Below are 21,871 nucleotides of genomic sequence, written 5' to 3'. Positions count from 1 at the left end.
AGTGTCGGCGCGTGTGGGTGATTTCGCGCCGCAGCGGAATGCTCTAGCATCCGCGGCGGCCCGATTTCACCCAACCCGATGCAGGCACCGACGACATGACCAAGGCACCCCTGGACGACGCAAGCCTCGACCTCCTCTTTCGCGAGGCGCGCACCTTCAACGGCTTCATCGACAAGCCCGTCGCCGATGAGACGTTGAAGCAGCTGTGGGACCTGGTGAAGTGGGGCCCGACCTCGGCCAACGCCCAGCCCGTCCGCTTCCTGTTCCTGAAGTCGCCGGAAGCCAAGGAGCGCCTGAAGCCCGCGCTGTCGTCCGGCAACCTGGCCAAGACGATGTCGGCACCGGTCACCGTGATCGTGGCGCATGACCTGCGCTTCTACGAGAACCTAGAAAAGTGGTTCCCGCACGACAAGACCGCCCGCTACTGGTTCGAAGGCAAGGAGGAGGTCGTGCAGGCGACCGCCTTCCGCAACGGCACGCTGCAGGGCGCCTATTTCATCCTGGCGGCGCGGGCGCTTGGCCTGGACACCGGTGCCATGTCGGGCTTCGACAATGCAAAGGTCGATGCCGAATTCTTCCCCGACGGCCGCTACAAGTCGAACTTCCTCATCAATCTTGGCTATGGCGATCCCACGAGCCTGTTCGGTCGCAGCCCGCGTCCGGAATTCGAGGATTCGAACGAGATCCTCTAGGCCCGCATCCCGTCCCGGCGACTGTCGCCGGGACGGCTTTGCCGCAGGCCCCGGCCTGCGCTAGAAGGGCGGTCTCCGCCGCTTCTGATCCGTTCTCCATGCGTGTGCTTGCCCTGGACTCGGCGCTGGACGCCTTTTCGTGCGCGGTCGTCGAGGACGGCGCGGCGCTGGCGGTGCTGCGCGATCCCGGACCCCGCGGGCAGGCCGAACGGCTGGTGCCCCTGGCCCGCCGCGCGCTGGGCGAAGCAGGCCTGGGCTGGTCGGACCTCGACCGCCTGGCCGTCACCATCGGCCCGGGCAGTTTCACGGGCGTCCGCATCGGCCTGGCGGCGGCGCGCGGGCTTGCCCTGGCGACCGGACTTCCCCTGGTCGGCGTGACCAGTCTGGCGGCGGTGGCGCTGCAGGCCGGGCAGCCCTGTCTCGTCGCCCTGGATGCCCTGCGCGGCCAGGTCTATGTCCAGGCCTTCGACGATCGCGCCGCCGCCCCCGACCTGGCCGGGGCCCAGGCCAGGCCCCAGGCGCTGAGCCCCGCCGAGGCTGCCGCGCTGGCCCTTCGCCTGGGTCTGCCGGTGGCGGGCACGGGGGCCGCCCTGGTCGCAGCGGCGGCACCCGCACCGTTGACCATCCTGGCCGGACTGGGCGGACCGGACGCCCTGTGGGTGGCGCGGGCCGGCGCCGCCATGCGCATGCCCGCCGCGGGACAGGTGCCCGCCGCCCTCTATGTGCGGCCGCCCGACGCGGTGCCGCGCGCCGCCCGCTAGGACGCTCGCGGCACCAGCCATGACGCGGGATGCGCCCGTTGCCATCCATGACCTGGGCCCCGCCGCGGCCGGCCTTCTGGCCGAGCTTCATGCCCTGTGCTTCGACCGGCCCTGGGCCGAGAGCGACTTCACGGCCTTGCTGGCATCGCCCGGGACCGTCGCCCTGGTGGCGGAAAGGTCAGGCGAGCCCGCCGGCCTGGCCGTCGGCCGCGTCGTCCTGGATGAGGCCGAGGTACTGACCATCGGCGTGGTGCCGGCGGCGCGGCGGCATGGCCTGGGCCGCGTCCTGATGGCGGCGCTGACCGCCCGCCTGCACGCCGCGGGTGCGCGTCAACTTCATCTTGAAGTGTCAGAAATCAATCGTCCGGCTTCGGCGCTTTACCACGATCTGGGCTTTGTCGTGACGGGTCGCCGCCGGGGTTACTATGCGGACGGCAGCACCGCAATCACGATGATGCGTCTGCTGGGCCCGGCCTGACCGGACAATTCAGCGACAGCACTTGGGCGCTTGACAGCAGTTCTTGCCCAAAGAATGAGTTGTTGCGAATCGCAAATTGAACTTTTATGTATGCCATCGATTCAGAGACGAGCGAGCCTCGTCATCAAGGAGGCGCATAGGCATATGAGCGAGACAAAACCGGAACAGAGCGAACTGCTGTCGCTGACGGCAGATATCGTGGCCTCCCACGTCTCGAACAATACGGTGTCGAGTTCGGAACTGCCTGCGTTGATCCAGACCGTGTATTCCGCGCTGGCCAATATTGGCGAGACGAAGGAAGAGCCGGCCAGCCCGCGCCCGCAGCCCGCCGTGCCGATCCGCAAGTCGGTCCAGCCCGATCACATCATCTGCCTGGAAGACGGCAAGAAGCTGAAGATGCTGAAGCGGCATCTGAAGACCAGCTATGACATGACGCCCGAAGAATATCGCGAGCGTTGGGGCCTGCCGCCCGACTACCCGATGGTCGCCCCCAACTATGCGCAGCAGCGCCGCGACCTGGCCAAGAAGATCGGCCTGGGCACCACGCGTCGTAAGCGCACGCGCCGCGGCGCCGCCTGATCCTGGACCCCTTGCGCGGCGACTTGGCCACGGCCCCGCCGCGCAGGGGATGCAGGCACGACCCGGGCCCGGCGGATCCGCCGCCGTGCGCCGGGGTAGGGGCGAACCTGCATCGCATTCGCAAAGAATACTTTGCCAATAACCCCTGATCCTGTGGTGTTGAAATGGCCGGCGACAGATGGCACAGCCATCTCATATGCGTTCGCCGCCCCGCCTGGCAGTCGAATCGGGTCTTAACGGGTTTTCTCCGCGCGGCCCACGTCCTACACTGCGAAGCCCTTTCAGCCCGGAACAGCACCCATGAGTGATCGGATCGAACGTCTGTGCATGGCAAAGGGAATGCGCATGACGGAGCAGCGGCGCGTCATCGCCCGCGTCCTGTCCGAGGCGGCCGACCACCCCGATGTCGAGGAACTGCACCGCCGCTCCGCGGCGATCGACCCCCGCATCTCCATCGCCACCGTCTATCGCACCGTCCGCCTGTTCGAGGAGGCCGGCATCCTGGAGCGGCACGACTTCCGTGATGGCCGTTCGCGTTATGAGGAAGTGCAGGAGGAGCACCACGACCACCTGATCGACCTGTCGACCGGCCGTGTCGTGGAATTCCGCAACGAGCAGATCGAGGAATTGCAGCGCCGCATCGCCGCTGAACTGGGCTTCCAGCTGGTCGACCATCGCCTGGAACTCTATGGCGTGCCGCAGGACAGCACTGCGGCCAAGGTCAGCCCGCTGGACCCTGTCGCGCGTCTGCGCGATCCCCGCCGCTGAGCCGATCTTGAGCGCGGTTCCGGTCGCAGCCGAAGCCAGCCCCGTCCAGCCATCGGCGGGCAGTAGCGCCCCGCCCGCCGCTGCCTCGCTCAGCCGGGGCAAGGGGCGGACCCTGCAGGCGGTCGAGAACGGCCGCATCCTGGAACTGCCCCGGGCGCAGGGCATCGGCGTCGGCTGGGCCGGACGCATCCGCGCGGTCTGGATCCTGCTGAAGTTCCTGGTCTTCACGCTGGCGCTACTGCCGGTTCAGATCGTGGCGCTGCGCCTGGGCTGGCCGCTGGCGAACCGGCTGCCCGGTTTCTACCATCGGCGGCTGTGCCGCATTCTGGATCTGCGGGTCGAGCGGATCGGCGTGCCCGTCTCGCCCGCGCCCACCCTGATCGTCGCGAACCATACTTCGTGGCTGGACATTCCCGTGATGTCGGCCGCCATGCGGGCAAGCTTCGTCGCCAAGAGCGAGGTGGCCGGCTGGCCCGGTTTCGGTACGCTCGCCCGGCTGCAACGCACCGTCTTCGTCGAGCGCGAACGCCGGACCAAGGCGCAGGAGCAGAGCGACGAAATCGGCAACCGCCTGGCCCAGGGCGACCGCCTGATTCTGTTCCCCGAGGGCACGTCGAACGACGGCAACCGGGTCCTGAACTTCAAGTCGTCCCTGTTCGCGGTGGCCGACCGCGCGGTGCAACAGGCCGACGGCACGTCCGGCCCGCTGGTGGTGCAGCCGGTGTCGGTCACTTACACCCGCGTCAACGGCATGCCGATGGGGCGCGACCTGCGGCCCTTCTTTGCCTGGTATGGCGACATGGACCTGGCGCCGCACCTGTGGCAGGCGCTGCAGTTCGGGCCGGTCACCGTTGTGATCGAGTTCCACCCACCGGTCACGCTGGCGCAGTTCAGCTCGCGCAAGACATTGGCCGCGCATTGCGAGGCGGCGGTGCGCGACGGTGTCGCCCGGGCGCTTGCCGGCCGCGACGCCCCGCCCCCCGTTAAGGCCTGAGCCAGACCACCGTTCAGTGGAAATCGCGGGAGCGGGGCATGACCCTGCCCCGCGGTGCCTGGGGATGCTTGAATTCGTCCGCATTGCTGAGCGGCGGGACCAGCGGCCGGTCCAGCGTCGCCAGCCGGTCGAGCTGGGGGCTGAGGTCGACCAGCTGCTCCACCACGACATGGATCACGCCGTCCTGCGCCTGCAGCCGGCCAAAGGCGCGCAGCAGCCGGGCGCCCAGCACGATGCGGCGGAACGCCTCGAACACCGGCGGCCAAACGACCAGGTTGGCGACCCCCGTCTCGTCCTCCAGGGTCACGAAGATGACGCCCTTGGCACTGCCGGGGCGCTGCCGCACCAGGACTAGGCCCGCCACGCTGACCCGCGCATTGTTGCGCAAGGTGGCCAGGTACGCGGCACGGCGCACGCCTTGCGCGGCCAGGCTCTCGCGCAGGAAACTCAAGGGATGCGCCTTCAGCGACAGGCTGACCCGGGCATAGTCGTGGATCACATGCTCGCCCAGCGTCATCTGCGGCAGGGCGGCATCGGCATGGCGGTCATCCAGCGCGTCCGCCGCCGCCCGGAACAGGGGCAGCGCCTCCAGGGCCGAGGCCGGCGCCCGGGCTGCGGCCGTGGGCGGCGCCAGGCTGCGCACCATCCACAGCGCCCGCCTGCGGTCCAACCCCAGGCTGCGGCAGGCATCGGCCTCGGCCAGGAGTTCCAGCGCGCGATGCGACAGGCCGCTGCGCCGCGCCAGCTCCGGCAGGGAGGTGAATGGCCCGGACGCCCTGGCCGCCACCAGGCGCTCCAGCTCCGCCTGCTGCAACCCCTTCACCTGGCGGAAGCCCAGGCGCAAGCGCCCGCCCGCCTTCGGATCGCCCTCGATCGTGCAGTCCCAGGCGCTGTGCGCGATGTCGACGGGCAGGACGGTCACGCCATGCTGCTGCGCGTCGCGCACCAGTTGGGCCGGCTGGTAGAAGCCCATGGGCTGGGAGTTCAGCAGGGCACAGGCAAAGACCGCCGGGTAATGGCACTTCAGCCAAGCCGAGACATAGACCAGCAGGGCAAAGCTGGCGGCATGGCTTTCGGGAAAGCCGTATTCGCCGAAACCCTGGATCTGGCGGAAGCAGCGGGTGGCAAAGTCGCGGTCATAGCCGCGCGCCACCATCCCCTCCACCATCTTCGCCTCGTACTGGTGGATCGTGCCGACATGGCGGAAGGTCGCCATGGCCCGGCGCAGCCCGTCCGCCGCATCCGGGGTGAAGCCGGCGGCGACGATGGCGATGCGCATGGCCTGTTCCTGGAACAGCGGCACGCCCAGCGTCTTGCCCAGCACCTCGCGCAGTTCGGGAGAGGGCAGGTCCGGCTCCTCCAGCCCGTTGCGCCGGCGGAGATAGGGGTGGACCATGTCGCCCTGGATGGGCCCGGGACGCACGATCGCCACCTCGATCACCAGGTCGTAATAGCAGCGCGGTTTCAGGCGCGGCAGCATGGTCATCTGCGCCCGGCTTTCGACCTGGAACACGCCGACCGAATCCGCCTTGCACAGCATGTCGTAGACGCGCGGGTCCTCCTCCGGCACCTTGGCCATGTCGGGGATGCCCAGCATGTCCAGGCCCTTGCGGATGCAGGTCAGCATGCCGAGCGCGAGCACGTCGATCTTCAGGATGCCCAGCGCATCCAGGTCGTCCTTGTCCCACTCGACCACCGTGCGCTCGTCCATCGCCGCGTTGGTGATCGGCACCACCTCCGACAGGGGCCCGCGCGTGATGACGAAGCCGCCGACATGCTGCGACAGGTGCCGGGGAAAGCCGATCAGGATGGAGGCCAGGCGCAGTGCCAGGCGCAGGCGCGGGGCCTCCGGGTCCAGGCCGATCTCGCGCACGTGCGCAGGGTCCAGCCCCTCATCGCTCCAGCCCCAGGTGGTGCCCGACAGGGCGGCGACCACGTCCAGCGACAGGCCCAGCGCCTTGCCCACGTCGCGGATGGCGCTGCGCGTGCGATAGCGGATCAGGGTCGCGGCCAGGCCGGCGCGGTCGCGGCCGTATTTCCGGTAAATGTACTGGATCACCTCCTCGCGCCGCTCGTGCTCGAAGTCGACGTCGATGTCGGGCGGCTCGCCCCGCTGTTCCGAGACGAAGCGTTCGAACAGCACGTCCACCTTGTCCGGACTGACCGAGGTGATGCCGAGGCAGAAGCACACGACCGAGTTCGCGGCCGAGCCGCGGCCCTGGCACAGGATCGGCGGATTGCGCTCAGGATCCCTGGCCCAGGCGACGATGTCCCGCACGGTCAGGAAATAGGGGGCAAAGCCGCACTTCTCGATCAGCGCCAGCTCGTGCCGGATCGTGGCCTGCACCTTGTCCGACACGCCGCCTGGCCAGCGCCAGGCAGCCCCCGCCCAGGCCAGGCGCGCCAGTTCCTCTTGCGGGCTGCGTCCCTCCGCCACCGGCTCGGCCGGGTATTCGTAGCGCAGTTCGTCGAGCGAGAAGGTCAGGCCGTCGAGCACCTGGACCGTGCGCGCCACCGCCTCCGGGTGCCGGGCGAACAGGCGCGCCATCTCCGCCGGCGGCTTCAGGTGGCGCTCGCCATGGCGGGCGGCGAGCGGTCCGGCTGCGTCGATCGTCGTGCCCTCGCGGATGCAGGTCATCACGTCCAGCAGCGTGCGCCGCTCCACCCGGTGATAGCGCACGTCGTTGCTCGCCAGCAGCGGCGCCCCGATCGCCTGGCCGAAGCGCTCCAGGCTCTCGAACCAGGCGGCATCGTCGCCGCCGAAGCGGGGGGCGGCGGCCAGCCAGATCCGCCCCTTCAGCAGCCGCGCCAGGTGGCGCGCCATGGCCTGGAACCCGTCATCCAGGCCAAGCGGCCCGGCCCGCCAGTCGGCCCGCTCCGGCGCCACGATGGCGGTGCGCAGGCCCTCGGCATGCGCCTCCAGGTCCGCCAGGTTCAGGTGGCATTCGCCCTTGGGCGCGCGCCTGGCGCCAAGGGTGATCAGCTGCGACAGCCGGCCATAGGCGGCCCGGTCGGTGGGCCAGGCCAGCAGGCTGATCCCTTCCAGGAAGTCGAGCCGGGCGCCCGGCACATAGCGCAGGCCATGCCGCTTCGCCGCCGCATGCCCCCGCACGATCCCGGCCAGGGTATTGCGATCCGTGACCGCAAGGGCCGCCTGCCCCAGCGCCGCCGCCGTCTCCACCAGCTCCTCGGCATGCGACGCCCCCCTCAGGAAGGTGAAGTTCGTCGTGACCTGAAGCTCGGCATAGGCGGGCGGCATGGGGGGAGGATAGGGTAAGAACAAAAAGAGAACAAGCGGGCTTTACTCTCTCCCCTACATCCGTCGGCCTCTCTCCTCTCGCACGGCTGAGCTAGGCCGCGGAATTATTGATCGCCTCAATAATAATATCGTCCTCCAAGCGCCGGTGCAGATGCGTCCTATCCCAACTCAACAACTGATTGTCCGCAATAAGGACGACTTCACGGTTGGTAGGTCGTATTGCTGATCTTGCACGCAAAATCCGTCTGCGGCGGCGAAGAGTCCTTCTTGGCCGCCGGCGCACGCATCCCGCTCGACCATATATCATTGGCGATACCGAGACCGAGCGGGACGCCGCCGACTGGCAGTGTCTCGCCCCGTTTCCGCGTCGTCTTCCAAACATGGCTATAGCTGATGTCTTCCGCAGCCTTGTAGTTACCGGACTCGTCCAATGCGTCCTTCACGTCGAATGCATCAAAGCGCCAGTGAACGCCGAGCCAGATGCGACTGAACGCATTCTCGAAGATAGCGCGCCAGAGCGAACCAAAATGGCGGACTACCCGTGCACGGACCACGCCGGGCTGATCCTCAATCGGCTGGTCCGAAACGTGCGGCTGGTGGAGGTCGCGGCTGTGACCGTTAAGCTCCTCCGAAACGAAAGTGAAGCCGATGTCATCCGCCGCGCCATCGTCGAGTTTCAAGTCGTCGCGCTTATTATAGAAGTGCCGCACCATCTGGAAGCAGGCCGCGCCGAACGTAGCATGCCCGGAGGGATAGGCAGGGAACGGTGGCTTGAACGACAGCCGGTTGCTGTTGGTCTCCGGTGCGCCCAACGCGCGCCAGAACGGGTCGGCGTCAGGATCGACGTGGGGCTGCGCACCCGCCAGCGCCGGGTTGGCAGACACGCCATCGGGACCACCAACATGCTCCCGCACACCCGAAAGCGGCCGCCACAGCATGTAGCGATATTTCTCACGCCACGCGAACTTGCCGGCATCGGCCATTGCAACATTGGCGAGCGCGAAGAGCCGAACGAATTCGCTGTTCTGTGCGAGATCGCAAACGTCGCACGTTTTCTTGCGGTCGTTCGCCACCACCCGCAGAATTTGATTATAGAGCCGTGGCGGCGTGCCAATCAGGTTCGCGCCATCATAGGCCCAATAATAGGCTGCAACAGATTCGTCTGGTGTGCGGGTGATCCCGACTTGACCAGCCGCGCCGCCAAGCGCCTTCACTTCGCGCAACGCGGCGAGATACTCCGCGTCGCCAAGGGAACGCCAATCGCGGATCGCGTGGCCATCCGGGTCCGTCACAGCGAAATCTGCCACCGTCGTCCCGTAGAACGGCCCATGATAGGTGCGCACAGCCCGGTCGCCGCGCGTGGGATCGTTCGGGTCGATCGGGGCGCGACGAACCGGATTGACTGGCTCGTCGCCGAAGTTGAAGACGCCCGGCGTCGGCTCGAACCGACCTTGATCGGCGCCAGGCTCGCCCGGCTTCACCGCCAAGCGACCGACAATGATTCGTGCGACCTCGACCCCGAAATTGTGAGCCAGGCCTAGGGTGTCGATGTGCGGCCCGTAGTCGGCGATCATAGCCGACAGGGCCGTGGTAAGCGTATCGGTCGCCGAGATGGAGACGGCCGGCCCCGGATGGGCATAGAGCGCATCGAGAACGAATATCGCAGCCCCCGTCAATGCCGCCTGCGCGTCCTCCAGATCCTTACCAAGTCCCACTGGCTTCTTTGGCCAATCACACTCCTGCAGATATGGTGGAATGTCCGATTTATCAGCGTGCTCAAGCGTCAGGAACCAAGCGTCGTGCATTGCCAGGTGCAGCAGACCGAGGGCACGAGAACTCATCGTCGGCCCACCCTGTGGCCCGCCGACCGAGTGGGTGATGCGGTTCATCTGGAGACCGACATGGTTCCAGTAAAGAACCGGGAACCCGTTAAGGCAGACTGGATCTTCCACGGGGGGCAGGATCAACATGATTTTACCTCGATCCGGTGTCAAGACCATCGGGTTGCAGAACTAACATACGACAACACCTAAGATAGATCGAGTCATGATTGAAACTTTTCCACCGAATACAATTATCTGTGGACGGAATAATAGCGATCCAAGTTATCCGACCTCATTGGGCCTTGCCGGAGCGGTGTCTGGCCTGGTGGTGGAGGAGACGACCCACAGGCTAGAGGCGAACGATTGCGTGAGCCTGCCTATCACCGGCGACACTGCCGCAATCCGCGCGATACATCCGCCCGCTAGGGCATAAAGCCGGTACCGGAGCGACGATGATGACAACGCCGGTCATGACTGCGCACACGATCCGCGTCCTGGACCCGGCGGAGGCGATGGCCGCCCGGCCTGGGCTGGAGGACCTGCTGGCCGATGCGGTCGAGGGGGGTGCGTCGGTCAACTTCGTGTGGCCGATGACGGCGGCGAAGGCGGCCGCGTGGTGGGACGGGGCGCTCGCCTCCCACGCGAAGGGGGAGCGCGTGATCCTGGCGGCCGTGGCGCCGGACGGGGGGCTGGACGGGACGGTTCAGCTGATCCTGGCGCCGCAGGAGAACCAGCCCCACCGCGCGGACCTGGCCAAGCTGCTGGTCCACCGCCGGGCGCGCCGGCTGGGACTGGGGCGTGCGCTGCTCGACGCGGCGGAGGCGCGGGCGCAGGCGCTTGGCCGCGTGCTGCTCACGCTGGATACCGAGGCGGACAGCCCTGCGGAGGCGCTCTACCTGAGCGCCGGGTGGACGCGCTTCGGCATCGTGCCGGGCTTTGCCCTCTCCGCCGATGGGGCCGCGCGCAGGGACTGCAGCTTCTTCTTCAAGGAGCTGGCCCCTCCCACCCTACATCCCCCGGCTTGTCCGGGGGACCCATGAACCAACCGTTCCGCGGGTGCAGCGGTCGGTTCATGGGTCCCCCGCATAAAGCGGAGGACGTAGGGTGGAGGTGTGTCGACGGCACGCCCAAAGCAACAGCGTCTCACCCTGCGGTGCGCGTCCGTCGTGCTTCGTAGGCGCGGAGGTTCGTCAGGACCAGGCGGAGGAGGGGGACGGGGACATCGCCCGCGCGGGCGACCAGGCCGCCGATCATGTGCTCCGCCTCGACCCGGCCGCCGCCTTCCAGGTCGCGCAGCATGCTGGCGGTGAGGGGGGAGCCCGCCATGGTCAGGTTGGCGCGGGCGCCCTGTACCACCTGGGGTGCCACGGGGAAGCCGTTGGCGGCCGCGACGCCCAGGCATTCGTCGTGGAGGCCGGCGATGACGTCGCCGCCGCCCCCGGCGACGATGTCGCCGATCGTCGCCCGCATCAGGCAGGTGGAACCGGCGAGGGTCGAGATGAACACCCACTTGTCCCACATGTCCTGGCGGATCGTGGTGCTGGCGCGGGCGTCGAAGCCGGCCCCGGCAAAGGCCGCCTCGATTGCCGCGATGCGCGGGGAGCGGCTGCCGTCCAGTTCGCCATAGGTGACCGAATGCGGCTGGGTCAGCTGCACGATGCTGCCGTCCGCCCCGATGGTGGCCGAGATCACGCACAGGCCGCCCAGCACGCGGGCCTCCCCGAAGCGCCGGGCCAGCGCCTCCACATGCGCCATGCCGTTGAGCAGGGGCAGGATCGCCGTATCCGGGCCGACCGCCGGGGCGATCGCCTCGATCGAGGCGTCGAGGTCATAGGCCTTGCAGCTGAGCACGACCAGGTCATAGGGCCCGCGCAGCGTCTCCGTTGTCGCCAAAGGCGGTTCGGGCAGGTGCAGGTCGCCATGCGGGCTCTTCACCCGCAGGCCCTGGGCCCGCAGAACGGCCGCGCGGGCCGGCCGCACCAGGAAGGTCACGTCACGCCCGGCCGCCAGCAGCCGGGCACCGAAATAGCCGCCGGTCCCGCCGGCGCCCAGGATCAGGATGCGCATCGCCCTACCCTATGTCAGGCTCTGGCCCGGCAGTCATGCCGGTTGCTCAAGGCCGCCCCATCCGTATGACCGGCCTCTGCGCGCTTGCGCCCGGCGCCAATATGATGTCTATCATTCCATCAACAGGCGGGACGGACAATGACCAAGACGATTGCCTTCATCACCGGTGCCAACCGCGGCCTGGGCCTTGAGACGGCCCGCGGCCTGGCGCGGAAGGGTATCCACGTCGTGCTGGGCGCCCGCACGCAGAGTGCCGCCGACGCCGCCGCCGCGACGCTGAAGGGAGAGGGGCTGGACGTCTCCGCCCTCAAGCTCGACGTGACCGATACGGCCGACCACAAGGCCGCGCACGACTGGTTCCAGGCGACCCATGGCGTGCTCGACATCCTCGTCAACAATGCCGGGGTCTTCCTGGACCCGCGCCAGCCGTCGGGCCAAGCCGTGCCCGCCAGCCAGACGCCGGAGGACGCGCTGAGGGGCACGTTCGACGTCAACTTCTTCGCGCCCATCCTGCTGACCCAGGCGCTGCTGCCGCTGATCGCCAAGTCCAAGGCAGGCCGCATCGTCAACCTGTCCTCGATCCTGGGCTCCCACACCCTGCACGCGGATCCCAAGGCGCCGATCTACCATGCCAAGGCGCTGGCCTATGACGCGTCCAAGTCGGCGCTGAACGCCTTCACGACCCATCTTGCCTATGAACTGCGCGACACGCCGATCAAGGTGAACTCCGTCCATCCCGGCTGGGTGAAGACGGACATGGGGGGCGAGGGGGCGGACCTCGACATCGTGGACGGGGCCAAGACGTCGATCGCGGCGGCAACCCTGCCCGACGACGGCCCGACGGGCGCCTATTTCCACATGGACCAGATGCTGCCCTGGTAGGCCCGACGCCATGAGCAGCAGCGCCGCAACCGCATCCGCGCCCAAGCACGTCCCCCTGGACGCGCGCACGCAGGCGATGCTGCACGGGCCGATCGTGCCCACGCTGCTGCGCATGGCTTGGCCCACCATGATCATCATGCTGGCCCAGGCCTCGACCGGCCTGATCGAGACATGGTTCATCGCCCATCTGGGGACCGCGGCGCTGGCCGGCATGGCCCTGGTCTTTCCGCCCGTCATGCTGATGCAGATGATCTCGGGCGGGGCGATGGGGGGTGGCATCTCCTCGGCCATCGCCCGCGCGATCGGCGCCGGCCGGCGCGACACGGCCGATGCCCTGGTCCTGCATGCGGTCGTCATCAACGGCCTGCTGGGCCTGGTCTTCGCGATCCCGATGCTGGCCTTCGGTCCCAGCATCTATCGCGCGATGGGGGCGGAGGGGGCGACGCTGGAGGCGGCGCTCGCCTATTCCAACGTCGTGTTCGCCGGCAATGTCGTGCTGTGGATCATGAACGCGCTGGCCAGCGCCATCCGCGGCACGGGCAACATGCTGTTCCCAGCACTCGTGACCTGTGCCGGCGTCGCCCTGCTGTTCCCCCTGTCGCCGCTGCTGATCTTCGGCCTGGGGCCGGTGCCGGCCCTGGGCGTGGCCGGGGCGGGCGTTGCCGTCGTGATCTTCTACGTCGTGGGCCTGGCGGCCATGGCCTGGCACATCCTGTCGGGGCGGAACCTGGCCCGGCTGCGCCTGGCGCCTTTGCGCTGGCCGCTGTTCGCCGACATCCTGGCCGTGGGGGCGGTCGCCTCCATCACCTCGATCCAGACCAATCTCACGATCGCCTGCGCCACCGCTCTGGCCGGGGCCTGGGCCGGGACGGCGGCGGTTGCGGGCTATGGCACCGGCGCGCGCCTGGAATACCTGCTGATCCCGCTCGTCTTCGGCCTGGGCGCGCCGATGGTGGCGCTGGTCGGCACCAACATGGGGGCGGGCCAGGTGGAGCGGGCGCGGCGCATCGCGCTCACCGGCGGCCTGCTCGCCTGCGCGCTGACCGAGCTTGTGGGCCTGGCCGCCGCCCTGTTTCCGGAGGCCTGGCTCGGCCTGTTCTCGGACGATCCCGCGCTGATCGGTGCTGGCAGCGCGTACCTGCGCATCGTGGGGCCGTTCTACGGCCTGTTCGGACTGGGCATGGCGCTCTATTTCGCATCGCAAGGGGCGGGCCGCCTGGGCTGGCCGCTGATCGCGGGCACGGTGCGCATGGCCGTGGCGATCGGTGCTGGCTGGCTCCTGCTCAACGCGACGGGCGACCTGCGCGGCCTGTTCGCCGGCCTCAGCCTGGCGCTCGTGTTCTATGCCGCGATCATGACCTGGGCCGTGGCGTCGGGCACCTGGGCGCGGCCCTCGTCCTTCCGCCGGGCCGCCCCGCCCTTGCGAGCCTAATCGTCGTTAGATAAACCTGGACCCTCAGGGCAGGAGACGACGATGGCGGAACGGGACGAGGCTGGCTTCCGGCAGATGGTGCGGGACTTCATCGCGGCCGCGCTGACCCCCGACATCCGCGACGCGCCCGCCCTGGGCGGCCTGATGATCGACCTTTCGGCCCAGCAGCGCTGGCACAAGGCGCTGGCCGCCCGCGGCTGGGCCGTGCCCTCCTGGCCGGTCGAGTACGGCGGCACGGGCTGGAGCGACCGCGAACTGCACGCCTTCCACGAGGAGATGGGACGCGCCCGCGCACCCGCCCTGTCGTCCTTCCTCAATATGGTAGGCCCGGTCATCTATACCTTCGGCACGCCAGAGCAGAAGGCGCAGCACCTCCCCCCGCTGGTCGCGGGCGAAACCCTGTGGTGCCAGGGCTATTCGGAGCCCGGCTCGGGCTCGGACCTCGCGTCCCTGAAGACGCGGGCCGAGCGCCAGGGCGAGCACTATGTCGTCAACGGGCAGAAGATCTGGACCAGCTACGCGCACGAGGCGAACTGGATGTTCTGCCTGGTCCGCACCTCAACCGCAGGCAAGCCGCAGACGGGCATCAGCTTCCTGCTGATCGACATGACGACGCCGGGGATCGAGGTCCGGCCCATCGTCTCCATCGACGGCCTGCACCACCTGAACGAGGTCTTCTTCCGCGACGTGAAGGTGCCGGTCGCCAACCGCATCGGGGAGGAGAACCGCGGCTGGGACTATGCCAAGTTCCTGCTGCTGCACGAGCGCTCGACCATCTCGAACGTGCCGCTGACCCAGGCCATGCTGGGCCGCGCCCGGCGCCTGGCAGGGCAGATCGGGGACGGCGGCAGCCTCTCCCGCCGCCTGGACGAGATCGAGGTGCGCCTCCTCTCGTTCGAGGTGAGCGACCTGCGCAACCTGGCCCGGCTTGAGGCGGGGGAGGCATTGGGCGCCGAAACCTCCCTCTTCAAGGTGATCAATTCCGAGATCTCACAGGCGATCGAGGAAGCGGCGGTCGAGGCGCTGGGCCCCCATGCCAACATCCTCCAGGTCAACCTGCTGACCCACCCCGGCAACCAGGCCCCGCTGGGTCCCGACGGCTCGGTCGACGTCACCCCCGCCTTCCTCTTCGGCCGCGCCTCCTCGATCTATGGCGGCTCGAACGAGATCCAGCGCAACGTGCTGTCCAAGGCGGTGTTGGGACTGTAGGCCGCAAGCCCGGTGCCCGCGCGAAGCGCATGAAACCGGCCCGCCCCTGCGCGCCAAGGTTAAGGTAAACGCTGGCGGCAGAGTGTGCGACACTGCCCAACGTCGTAAGCCCGCGCGTATGGACGGGGAGGGTCGTGGCGGAGTTGAGCAAGGATGCGGTCCTGGGGCCGGCCCGTCCACGGGTCCAGGATCAGGCCATGGTGTCGCCGGCCGGGCAGGACAGTGCCCGCGCGTTGTTCTGGAAGCTGGTCTGGCTCTACCAGGGGGGCTGCTTCACCGCAGTCGCCATCGTCTTTGCCCTGGTCTTCCTGGGACTCGAATTCTCGCTCTATCAGTGGGGCGTGCTGCTGGCGATGTCGCCCGTCGTCATCGCCATCTACAACCTGACCGATGTCTGGCTGATGGCGCGGCATTATCGCCCGCTGGGCCACGTGCTGCGCGCGCTGGACGAGCGCCGGGCGGTGGGCGACCCCGAACTGGCGGAGGGGCTGATCACGGCGCTGAACCTGCCGTTCCTGTCCTTCCTGCGTGTGACGCTGCTGCACGGCCCGCTTGTCACCGTCCTGGTCATCCTGACCCTGCTGACGGGCAACACCCTGTTCGCCACCGGCTGGGCCGAATGGCAGTTCTGGGCCTTTGGCGCGACGACGCTGTTCTTCGCCTCTCCCACCCACGCCATTTTCGAGTTCTTTGGCGTCAGCCGCACGATGGTGCCGGTGATCCAGCGCCTGAACGGCGAACTGGGCCGCGAGCTGGCGCCGGCAGAATTGAGGCGGCTGTTCTGGGTGCGCCTGCGCTCGAAACTGCTCTACCTGGCGATCTTCGTGACCGGCCTGCCGCTGGTCTTCTTTGCGTCGTCGGTGGTGTTCAAGGTCGAGCGCCTGCTGGCCAACCAGGGCGTGCCCGCCAGCCTGGACGTGATGGCGCCGTTCTATGCCTGGATCGTCGGCGTCGTCGCCGTCTGCGCCGTGGGTGCCGTGCTGATGGCGCTGCTCACCGCGAACGAGGTGTCCCGCTCGGCCGCGCGCCTGATCGCCGGAATGCGCAAGGTCGAAAGCGGCGCGCTGGAGGAGGCCCGGCTGGAGGTCGTCTCCACCGACGAATATGCCGACATCTTTCGCGGCTTCCAGCACATGCTGGACGCGCTGCGCGAGGAACAGCGCATCCTGGGCGTCAGCCACGACCTGGCGGGGGAGTTGCAGCTGGACCTGCTGATCGCGCGGATCATGCGCGTGGCCAGCGACCTGCTGCATGCCGAGCGTTCGACCCTGTTCATCCACGATCCCCGCACGGACGAGCTCTTCTCGTTCTTTGCCGAGGGCACGCACCTGCGCGAGATCCGCATCCCCGCATCGCGCGGCATCGCGGGTGCCGTGTTCAAGAGCGGCATGGCCGAGAATATCGCCGACCCCTATGCCGACCCCCGCTTTGACCCGTCGGTCGACCGGGCGACCGGGTTCCGGACGCGCAGCATCCTGTGCACGCCCATCGCGAACAAGGCGGGCGGCCGCATCGGCGTGGCCCAGGTCCTGAACAAGCGGGGCGACGCCGCCTTCTCCGCCAAGGACGAGGCGCGGCTGCGCGCCTTCTCGGCCCAGATCGCGGTCAGCCTGGAGAACGCCAAGCTGTTCGACGACGTCCTGGCGATGAAGAACTACAACGAGAGCATCCTGAAGAGCACGTCGAACGGCATCGTCACGCTCGACAGCGACAACCGCGTGGTGACCGCAAACGACGCCGCGACGCAGATCCTGGGCGTGGAGCGGGTCGATCTGGTGGGCCAGGCGGCGGCGACGGTGTTCGATGGACCCAATCGCTGGATCGCGGACAGCCTGCACCGGATCGCCCCCTCTGGCGAGACGACGTTGGGCGTCGACGCGGAGATCGCGCGGCCGGATGCCAAGGCCTCCTCCGTCAACCTGACGGCAGCCCCGCTGATCGATGCGAATGGCCGGCGCATCGGCTCGATGCTGGTTCTGGAGGACATCACCAGCGAGAAGCGTGTCCGCTCGACCATGGCCCGCTACATGAGCAAGGAGGTGGCGGACCAGCTGCTGCAGGACGGCGAGGACGCGCTGACCGGAAAGGACCAGACCGTCTCGATCCTGTTCTCGGACGTGCGCGGCTTCACCACGATCGCGGAAGCCATCGGCGCGCGCGAGACGGTCGCCATGCTGAACGGCTATTTCACCGAGATGGTGGACGTGATCCTGGCCAATGGCGGGATCCTGGACAAATACATCGGCGACGCGATCATGGCCCTGTTCGGGGCGCCCTTCGCCAACCCGGCCGATGCCGACAATGCGGTACGCACGGCCAACCAGATGATGCTGGCGCTGGCCGCCTTCAACGACGGCCGCCGGGCACAGGGCCAGCTGCCCATCGACATCGGCGTCGGCATCGCAACCGGCGACGTCGTGGTCGGCAATATCGGCTCGCTGCGCCGGATGGAATACACCGTGATCGGCGACAGCGTGAACCTTGCCTCCCGCCTGGAGGGCACGAACAAGGTCTATGGCACGAAGATCCTGCTCTCGGAATCGACGCGCGGCCGGCTCAAGGACCGCAGCCTGACGCGCGAGATCGACCTGATCCGGGTCAAGGGCAAGGATTTTCCGGTCGCGATCTATGAATCCCTGGCCTATCGCGCGGGCGAGCTGGATCGCGGCCTGGGCGCCATGCTGGGCGCCTATGACCAGGGCCTGGCAGCCTATCGGGCCCGGGCCTGGGGCGCGGCGGAACAGGCCTTTGCCAGCGCGCTGGATTATGTGCCGGACGATGGCCCCTCGCTGATGTACCTGGCGCGCTGCCGCCAGTTTCGCGACAGCCCGCCGCCCGCCGACTGGAACGGCGTCTGGATCCTCACGGAGAAGTAGCAGGCCCGGCTTGACCCGCCTCGCACGCGCGCGCCCACTGGAGCGAAAGCGGGAGGGACGCATGCGGAACGGGGTGGAGGCCGCGGGCGACTGGGCGGGCGACGGCGGCGACCGCCTTGCCAACGGCCACCTGCGCCGGGCGGAGCGGGAGATTGCCTGGCTGCGCTGGATCGGCCTGGCGCTGTGGGCCGCCCTGCTTTCCCGTGGCGACCAGGCGATCCAGCCCGCGGCCTGGTGGATCTATGCGGGCGGTGTCCTCTATGCCGCGCTGGCGCAATGGCGGCTTCAGTCCGGGCGCACGCCGGTCATGGGCGTGGCCTGGCTGACGACGCTGGGCGATCCCGTCCTGGCGGCGGCCATGTGCGCCGTCAGCGGCGGGCTGGACTCCCAGTTCTTTCCCTTCCTCCACTTCACGCTGCTGGCCGGCGCCTTCCGCTTCGGCGGGCGGGTCACGCTGGGCCTGCTGGGCCTGACCGTGGCCCTGGCCGTGGGCCTGGACCTGGCGACGGGCGGGCCAACCGACGTGGCGCGATTGCTGGTCGCGCTGTTCTACCTGGGCTTTTCGGCCGCCCTGGGCGTGATGTTGGCACACTGGGCGCAGGAGAACCTGGACCTGGCACGCGACCGCTCGACCGCGCTGGCCGCGGCGCGCAACCGCACGCAGGCTCTGCTGCGCCGCCTGATCGACGCGCAGGAGGACGAGCGCCGCGCGATTGCCGACGACCTGCACGACCGGCTTGGCGGCGCGCTGTTCACCATGCAGCAGGGCCTGGACCGCTGGGCCGGGGATCCCGCCCTGGGCGCCGGCGCGCAGGCGGCGCTGCGGGGCCTGGCGTGTCAGGCGCGGGCCTGCACCGACGACATTCGCACGGTGATGAACGCGCTGCGCCCCAGCGTGCTGGACGACCTCGGCTTTTGTGCCGCCCTGGGCGAGCATGTCGCCGCCCTGTCCGACCAGGTCCCGTTCCGCCTGCGGCTGGAGATCGATCCGGCACTGAAGGCCTGGCGCGGGCCGGACGACGCACTTCTCTTCCGCGTGGTGCAGGAGGCGCTGCTGAACACGCGCAAGCATGCCCAGGCGACGGAGGTTTCGATCCGTTTCCGTCAGGATCCGGCCGGCACCATGCTCAGCATCGCGGACGACGGCGTGGGGTTCGAGGTGGGTGCCGCCCCGCCACGCGGCCATTTCGGCCTGCTGACCATGAAGGAACGGGCCGACAGCATCGGCGCGCGCCTGGTGGTCGACAGCCAGCCCGGCTCCGGCACCCGCATCACGCTGGCGCTGCCGCGGCGGCATCCGGCATGACCACGATCCGCGTCCTTTTGGTGGACGACCACCAGGTCCTGCGCCAGGCGGTCGCGGCGATGCTGGCGTCGGAGCCCGACATCGCCATCGCGGGCGAGGCCGGGGACGGCCAGGCGGGCCTGGACGCCGCCCGCCGGCTGCAGCCCGACATCGTGGTGATCGACCTGAAGATGCCGGGCCTGGGGGGCCTGGCCGCGATCGGCCAGATCGCAGCGGCGGTGCCGAAGGCCGGCATCATCGTCTTCACGATGTACGACAACCCCGCCTATGTGTGGGAGACGACCAATGCCGGGGCCAGCGGCTATGTCCTCAAGAGCGGTTCGCGCGACGACCTGCTGCGCGCGATCCGCGCCGTTCACGCCGGCGGCGGCTACATCCAGGCCGAAGTGACGCGCCCGCTGCTCCGCCGCCTGGCGCAGGACGCGCGGACCGCGGGCCAGGCGGCACCGCTGACCGCGCGCGAGCTTGAGATCCTGGAGCATCTGGCCGAGGGGCGCGCCAACAAGACCATCGCCGCCACCCTGTCGCTCAGCGAGGACACGGTGAAGGCGCACCTGAAACACCTGTACGAGAAGCTGGGCGCCGCCGACCGCGCCCACGCCGTCGCCCTGGCCCTGCGCCAGGACCTGATCCGGTAGCGGTCAACTGCGCTGATCGCACGCGGGGAAGTCCGCACCACATCCTTCGAGGCGGGCCTGCGGCCCTCCTCAGGATGACGATGGTTGGGAATTACTCAACGAAATCAACGGCGTCATGCTGAGGAGCGGCGCGCAGCGACGCGTCTCGAAGCATCTGCGAGCGGCTTTCGCGCCCCTTACCGGGGCGAATGCTTGGCCAGGATGCGCTGCAGGGTGCGGCGGTGCATGTTGAGGCGGCGCGCCGTCTCGGACACGTTGCGGCCGCACAGCTCGTAGACGCGGTTGATGTGCTCCCAGCGCACGCGGTCGGCCGACATCGGCCGTTCCGGCGGTGCCGGGCGGCGGTCGGGGGTGGCGAGCAGCGCCGCCTCGATATCGTCGGCGTCCGCCGGCTTGGCCAGGTAGTCGACGGCCCCCGCCTTCACCGCGGCGACCGCGGTGGCGATGTTGCCATAACCGGTCAGCATGACGACCCGGATGTCGGGCCGCACCTCGCGCAGGGCGCCCACCACGTCCAGGCCGTTGCCGTCGACCAGCCGCAGGTCAACCACGGCAAAGGCGGGCGGCCGGGCCTTGGCCGCAGCGATGCCGGAGGTCACGCCGTCGGCGCTCTGCACGGAAAAGCCCCGCCGTTCCATCGCGCGCGCCAGGCGCTCGCGAAAGGGTTCGTCGTCGTCTACGAGTAGCAGCGTACGGTCGTCGGCCACGGCGTCACCTTCCTCCCACTCTTTCCAATATGGCGCGACCCCAAACGATCGCAACCTCTGCCCCGCCTTCGCTGCGGTTGCCGATGATGACCTCGGCGCCCGTGTGCTCCAGCAGGGTCTTCGCGATGAACACGCCCAGGCCCATTCCCTCGCCCGGCGCGCGTGTCGTCACATAGGGCTCGCCAATCACGGCCAGGATCTCGGGCGGGAATCCCGGGCCGTCATCGCGCACCATCAACTCCACGCGATCCGCTGTCCAGGTGGCAACGACCTCGACCTGCGATTCGGCATGGCGGCCTGCGTTGTCGATCAGGTTGCCCAGCGCGTGCAAGAGTTCCGGCCCGCGGTCGACCAGCGGCGCAGGTCCGTCCCCCGTGGCCTCGACCAGGAAGTCGGTCTCGGGCCGGCGCTCGCGATTGGCGGCGGCCACCTCCTCGGCCAGGACGGGCAGGCTGACCCGCTCGAACGGATTGTCGCCCGGGGCATCGGGCCGGCGGGACAGCTGGGCCAGGATCTCGCGGCAGCGCGCGACCTCGGTCCGCAGCAACGCCATGTCGGGGCCAAGCGGGCTGTCGGCGGGCAGTTCGCGCATCATCTCCTTGGCGACCAGCGTGATCGTGCCCAGCGGCGTGCCCAGTTCGTGCGCGGCGGCGGCGGCCAGGGCCCCGACGGCCGCCATCTTCTGCTCGCGCGCCAGGGCCATCTGCGTCGCGGTCAGGGCCTGCGACATGCGCCGTGCTTCCGCCGCGACGCGCCAGGCATAGACCGCGATGAACACCATGCCCAGGATCAGTGCCGTCTCGATCCCCAGCAGGTAGAGCTGGGGCAGCTGGAGGCCCGGCTCGCCAAAGGGCAGCGGCAGGTGCCATTCGGTCAGCACGATGACGCAGACGATGGCCAGCAGGCCCAGGCCCAGCGTGCTGCGCTCGTCCAGGATCGTGGCCGAGATCGTGACCGGCACCATCATCAGCAGCGAGAACGGGTTCTGCAGCCCACCCGTCAGGTACAGCAGGATCGACAGGTTGAGCAGGTCGAAGCCCAGATAGAGGCTGGCCTCCCGGTTGCTGAGCCGGCGGCCTGACCGGAACAGGATCAGGACCGCGACGTTGAGCCAGATCGAAGCCCCGACGACCATGCCGGCCAGCACGATGGGGAAGTCGAAGCCCAGGCCGAAATAGACAAAGACCAGCGCCGCGCTCTGCCCCGCGATCGCCAGCCAGCGCAGCAGGACCAGGGTGCGCAGGCGCACGCGGCCATGCGACGCCTCCGCCCGCCAGGGGCTGAAAGTCGTGTCGCGGACGCCCGTCGGCGCCGTCTCGACGCTCATCGCGCGGCCCGCCCTGCCGGGCCTGCAGCCGCGGCTGATTCGCTCCGCCCGTGTGCGATCTGGTCGGTCATGG

General features: G+C 68.8%; 18 protein-coding genes. 13 read left to right on the top strand and 5 right to left on the bottom strand.

The window, feature by feature from the left end:
- The first annotated feature begins 95 nt into the window (after positions 1 to 95).
- The 6 genes from ACI6GS_RS05340 (at position 96) to ACI6GS_RS05315 (ending at position 4,272) form a co-directional block, all read left to right on the top strand.
- The gene (locus tag ACI6GS_RS05340; RefSeq protein ID WP_439816749.1) at positions 96 to 692 is read left to right on the top strand and encodes a malonic semialdehyde reductase; all 597 of its coding nucleotides are present in this window, start codon (positions 96 to 98) and stop codon (positions 690 to 692) included.
- Between the two features lie 98 nt (positions 693 to 790).
- On the top strand, positions 791 to 1,453 hold the full coding sequence (gene tsaB / locus ACI6GS_RS05335) for a tRNA (adenosine(37)-N6)-threonylcarbamoyltransferase complex dimerization subunit type 1 TsaB (RefSeq protein WP_439816748.1): 663 nt from the start codon (positions 791 to 793) through the stop codon (positions 1,451 to 1,453).
- A gap of 19 nt (positions 1,454 to 1,472) precedes the next feature.
- Complete coding sequence (gene rimI, locus ACI6GS_RS05330; RefSeq protein ID WP_439816747.1) at positions 1,473 to 1,931, top strand: ribosomal protein S18-alanine N-acetyltransferase; 459 nt, start codon at positions 1,473 to 1,475, stop codon at positions 1,929 to 1,931.
- A 144-nt stretch (positions 1,932 to 2,075) separates the two neighbouring features.
- On the top strand, positions 2,076 to 2,510 hold the full coding sequence (locus ACI6GS_RS05325; protein WP_439816746.1) for a MucR family transcriptional regulator: 435 nt from the start codon (positions 2,076 to 2,078) through the stop codon (positions 2,508 to 2,510).
- A gap of 300 nt (positions 2,511 to 2,810) precedes the next feature.
- Positions 2,811 to 3,278 (top strand): Fur family transcriptional regulator, encoded by a 468-nt coding sequence (locus ACI6GS_RS05320; protein ID WP_439816745.1) that lies wholly within the window; start codon positions 2,811 to 2,813, stop codon positions 3,276 to 3,278.
- Positions 3,279 to 3,285: 7 nt separating this feature from the next.
- A complete protein-coding gene (locus tag ACI6GS_RS05315) occupies positions 3,286 to 4,272 on the top strand; it encodes a lysophospholipid acyltransferase family protein (RefSeq protein WP_439816744.1) in 987 nt (328 codons plus the stop codon).
- Between the two features lie 13 nt (positions 4,273 to 4,285).
- Here the strand turns inward: ACI6GS_RS05315 and ACI6GS_RS05310 are convergent, their stop codons facing one another.
- Together ACI6GS_RS05310 and ACI6GS_RS05305 are read right to left on the bottom strand one after the other, a co-directional pair.
- A complete protein-coding gene (locus tag ACI6GS_RS05310; protein ID WP_439816743.1) occupies positions 4,286 to 7,531 on the bottom strand; it encodes an error-prone DNA polymerase in 3,246 nt (1,081 codons plus the stop codon).
- A 200-nt stretch (positions 7,532 to 7,731) separates the two neighbouring features.
- Positions 7,732 to 9,501: a phosphatase PAP2 family protein gene (locus ACI6GS_RS05305; RefSeq protein WP_439816742.1), complete on the bottom strand. Its 1,770-nt coding sequence runs from the start codon at positions 9,499 to 9,501 to the stop codon at positions 7,732 to 7,734.
- Between the two features lie 323 nt (positions 9,502 to 9,824).
- Between ACI6GS_RS05305 and ACI6GS_RS05300 the strand changes: the two genes are divergently transcribed.
- On the top strand, positions 9,825 to 10,394 hold the full coding sequence (locus tag ACI6GS_RS05300; RefSeq protein WP_439816741.1) for a GNAT family N-acetyltransferase: 570 nt from the start codon (positions 9,825 to 9,827) through the stop codon (positions 10,392 to 10,394).
- A gap of 103 nt (positions 10,395 to 10,497) precedes the next feature.
- Here the strand turns inward: ACI6GS_RS05300 and panE are convergent, their stop codons facing one another.
- Positions 10,498 to 11,421 (bottom strand): 2-dehydropantoate 2-reductase, encoded by a 924-nt coding sequence (panE, locus tag ACI6GS_RS05295; RefSeq protein WP_439816740.1) that lies wholly within the window; start codon positions 11,419 to 11,421, stop codon positions 10,498 to 10,500.
- Positions 11,422 to 11,559: 138 nt separating this feature from the next.
- Between panE and ACI6GS_RS05290 the strand changes: the two genes are divergently transcribed.
- The 6 genes from ACI6GS_RS05290 to ACI6GS_RS05265 all read left to right on the top strand — a co-directional run bounded on the left by ACI6GS_RS05290 (position 11,560) and on the right by ACI6GS_RS05265 (position 19,764).
- A complete protein-coding gene (locus tag ACI6GS_RS05290) occupies positions 11,560 to 12,303 on the top strand; it encodes an SDR family oxidoreductase (RefSeq protein ID WP_439816739.1) in 744 nt (247 codons plus the stop codon).
- Between the two features lie 10 nt (positions 12,304 to 12,313).
- Positions 12,314 to 13,735, top strand: coding sequence for an MATE family efflux transporter (locus ACI6GS_RS05285; RefSeq protein WP_439816738.1), 1,422 nt, complete (start codon positions 12,314 to 12,316; stop codon positions 13,733 to 13,735).
- A 42-nt stretch (positions 13,736 to 13,777) separates the two neighbouring features.
- A complete protein-coding gene (locus tag ACI6GS_RS05280; protein ID WP_439816737.1) occupies positions 13,778 to 14,944 on the top strand; it encodes an acyl-CoA dehydrogenase family protein in 1,167 nt (388 codons plus the stop codon).
- Positions 14,945 to 15,141: 197 nt separating this feature from the next.
- Positions 15,142 to 17,820 (top strand): adenylate/guanylate cyclase domain-containing protein, encoded by a 2,679-nt coding sequence (locus ACI6GS_RS05275; RefSeq protein WP_439816736.1) that lies wholly within the window; start codon positions 15,142 to 15,144, stop codon positions 17,818 to 17,820.
- 61 nt (positions 17,821 to 17,881) lie between these two features.
- Positions 17,882 to 19,126 carry a sensor histidine kinase gene (locus ACI6GS_RS05270; protein WP_439816735.1) on the top strand — a complete coding sequence of 415 codons (1,245 nt, stop codon included), beginning with the start codon at positions 17,882 to 17,884 and terminating at the stop codon, positions 19,124 to 19,126.
- The gene (locus tag ACI6GS_RS05265; protein WP_439816734.1) at positions 19,123 to 19,764 is read left to right on the top strand and encodes a response regulator; all 642 of its coding nucleotides are present in this window, start codon (positions 19,123 to 19,125) and stop codon (positions 19,762 to 19,764) included. The genes ACI6GS_RS05270 and ACI6GS_RS05265 overlap by 4 nt, the downstream gene beginning before the upstream one ends.
- Positions 19,765 to 19,940: 176 nt before the next feature.
- On the opposite strand, the gene ACI6GS_RS05260 is transcribed toward ACI6GS_RS05265, so the two are convergent.
- Positions 19,941 to 20,471 carry an ActR/PrrA/RegA family redox response regulator transcription factor gene (locus tag ACI6GS_RS05260; RefSeq protein ID WP_439816733.1) on the bottom strand — a complete coding sequence of 177 codons (531 nt, stop codon included), beginning with the start codon at positions 20,469 to 20,471 and terminating at the stop codon, positions 19,941 to 19,943.
- Between the two features lie 4 nt (positions 20,472 to 20,475).
- Positions 20,476 to 21,798: an ActS/PrrB/RegB family redox-sensitive histidine kinase gene (locus ACI6GS_RS05255; protein WP_439816732.1), complete on the bottom strand. Its 1,323-nt coding sequence runs from the start codon at positions 21,796 to 21,798 to the stop codon at positions 20,476 to 20,478.
- Positions 21,799 to 21,871 lie beyond the last annotated feature (73 nt).

It is taken from the genome of Zavarzinia sp. CC-PAN008, from assembly GCF_051903925.1.
Lineage (GTDB): Bacteria > Pseudomonadota > Alphaproteobacteria > Zavarziniales > Zavarziniaceae.
This window is presented reverse-complemented; position numbering and strand designations above follow the sequence as displayed.

What these genes read in the sequence shown, in the direction of transcription:
- ACI6GS_RS05305 (WP_439816742.1), bottom strand. Translation starts at nt 9,501, where the DNA reads ATGTTGATCCTGCCCCCCGTGGAAGATCCAGTCTGCCTTAACGGGTTC.
- ACI6GS_RS05280 (WP_439816737.1), top strand. Translation starts at nt 13,778, where the DNA reads ATGGCGGAACGGGACGAGGCTGGCTTCCGGCAGATGGTGCGGGACTTC.
- ACI6GS_RS05275 (WP_439816736.1), top strand. Translation starts at nt 15,142, where the DNA reads ATGGTGTCGCCGGCCGGGCAGGACAGTGCCCGCGCGTTGTTCTGGAAG.
- ACI6GS_RS05325 (WP_439816746.1), top strand. Translation starts at nt 2,076, where the DNA reads ATGAGCGAGACAAAACCGGAACAGAGCGAACTGCTGTCGCTGACGGCA.
- ACI6GS_RS05270 (WP_439816735.1), top strand. Translation starts at nt 17,882, where the DNA reads ATGCGGAACGGGGTGGAGGCCGCGGGCGACTGGGCGGGCGACGGCGGC.
- ACI6GS_RS05290 (WP_439816739.1), top strand. Translation starts at nt 11,560, where the DNA reads ATGACCAAGACGATTGCCTTCATCACCGGTGCCAACCGCGGCCTGGGC.
- ACI6GS_RS05310 (WP_439816743.1), bottom strand. Translation starts at nt 7,531, where the DNA reads ATGCCGCCCGCCTATGCCGAGCTTCAGGTCACGACGAACTTCACCTTC.
- ACI6GS_RS05320 (WP_439816745.1), top strand. Translation starts at nt 2,811, where the DNA reads ATGAGTGATCGGATCGAACGTCTGTGCATGGCAAAGGGAATGCGCATG.
- ACI6GS_RS05285 (WP_439816738.1), top strand. Translation starts at nt 12,314, where the DNA reads ATGAGCAGCAGCGCCGCAACCGCATCCGCGCCCAAGCACGTCCCCCTG.
- tsaB (WP_439816748.1), top strand. Translation starts at nt 791, where the DNA reads ATGCGTGTGCTTGCCCTGGACTCGGCGCTGGACGCCTTTTCGTGCGCG.
- ACI6GS_RS05340 (WP_439816749.1), top strand. Translation starts at nt 96, where the DNA reads ATGACCAAGGCACCCCTGGACGACGCAAGCCTCGACCTCCTCTTTCGC.
- rimI (WP_439816747.1), top strand. Translation starts at nt 1,473, where the DNA reads ATGACGCGGGATGCGCCCGTTGCCATCCATGACCTGGGCCCCGCCGCG.
- ACI6GS_RS05265 (WP_439816734.1), top strand. Translation starts at nt 19,123, where the DNA reads ATGACCACGATCCGCGTCCTTTTGGTGGACGACCACCAGGTCCTGCGC.
- ACI6GS_RS05300 (WP_439816741.1), top strand. Translation starts at nt 9,825, where the DNA reads ATGACTGCGCACACGATCCGCGTCCTGGACCCGGCGGAGGCGATGGCC.
- panE (WP_439816740.1), bottom strand. Translation starts at nt 11,421, where the DNA reads ATGCGCATCCTGATCCTGGGCGCCGGCGGGACCGGCGGCTATTTCGGT.
- ACI6GS_RS05255 (WP_439816732.1), bottom strand. Translation starts at nt 21,798, where the DNA reads ATGAGCGTCGAGACGGCGCCGACGGGCGTCCGCGACACGACTTTCAGC.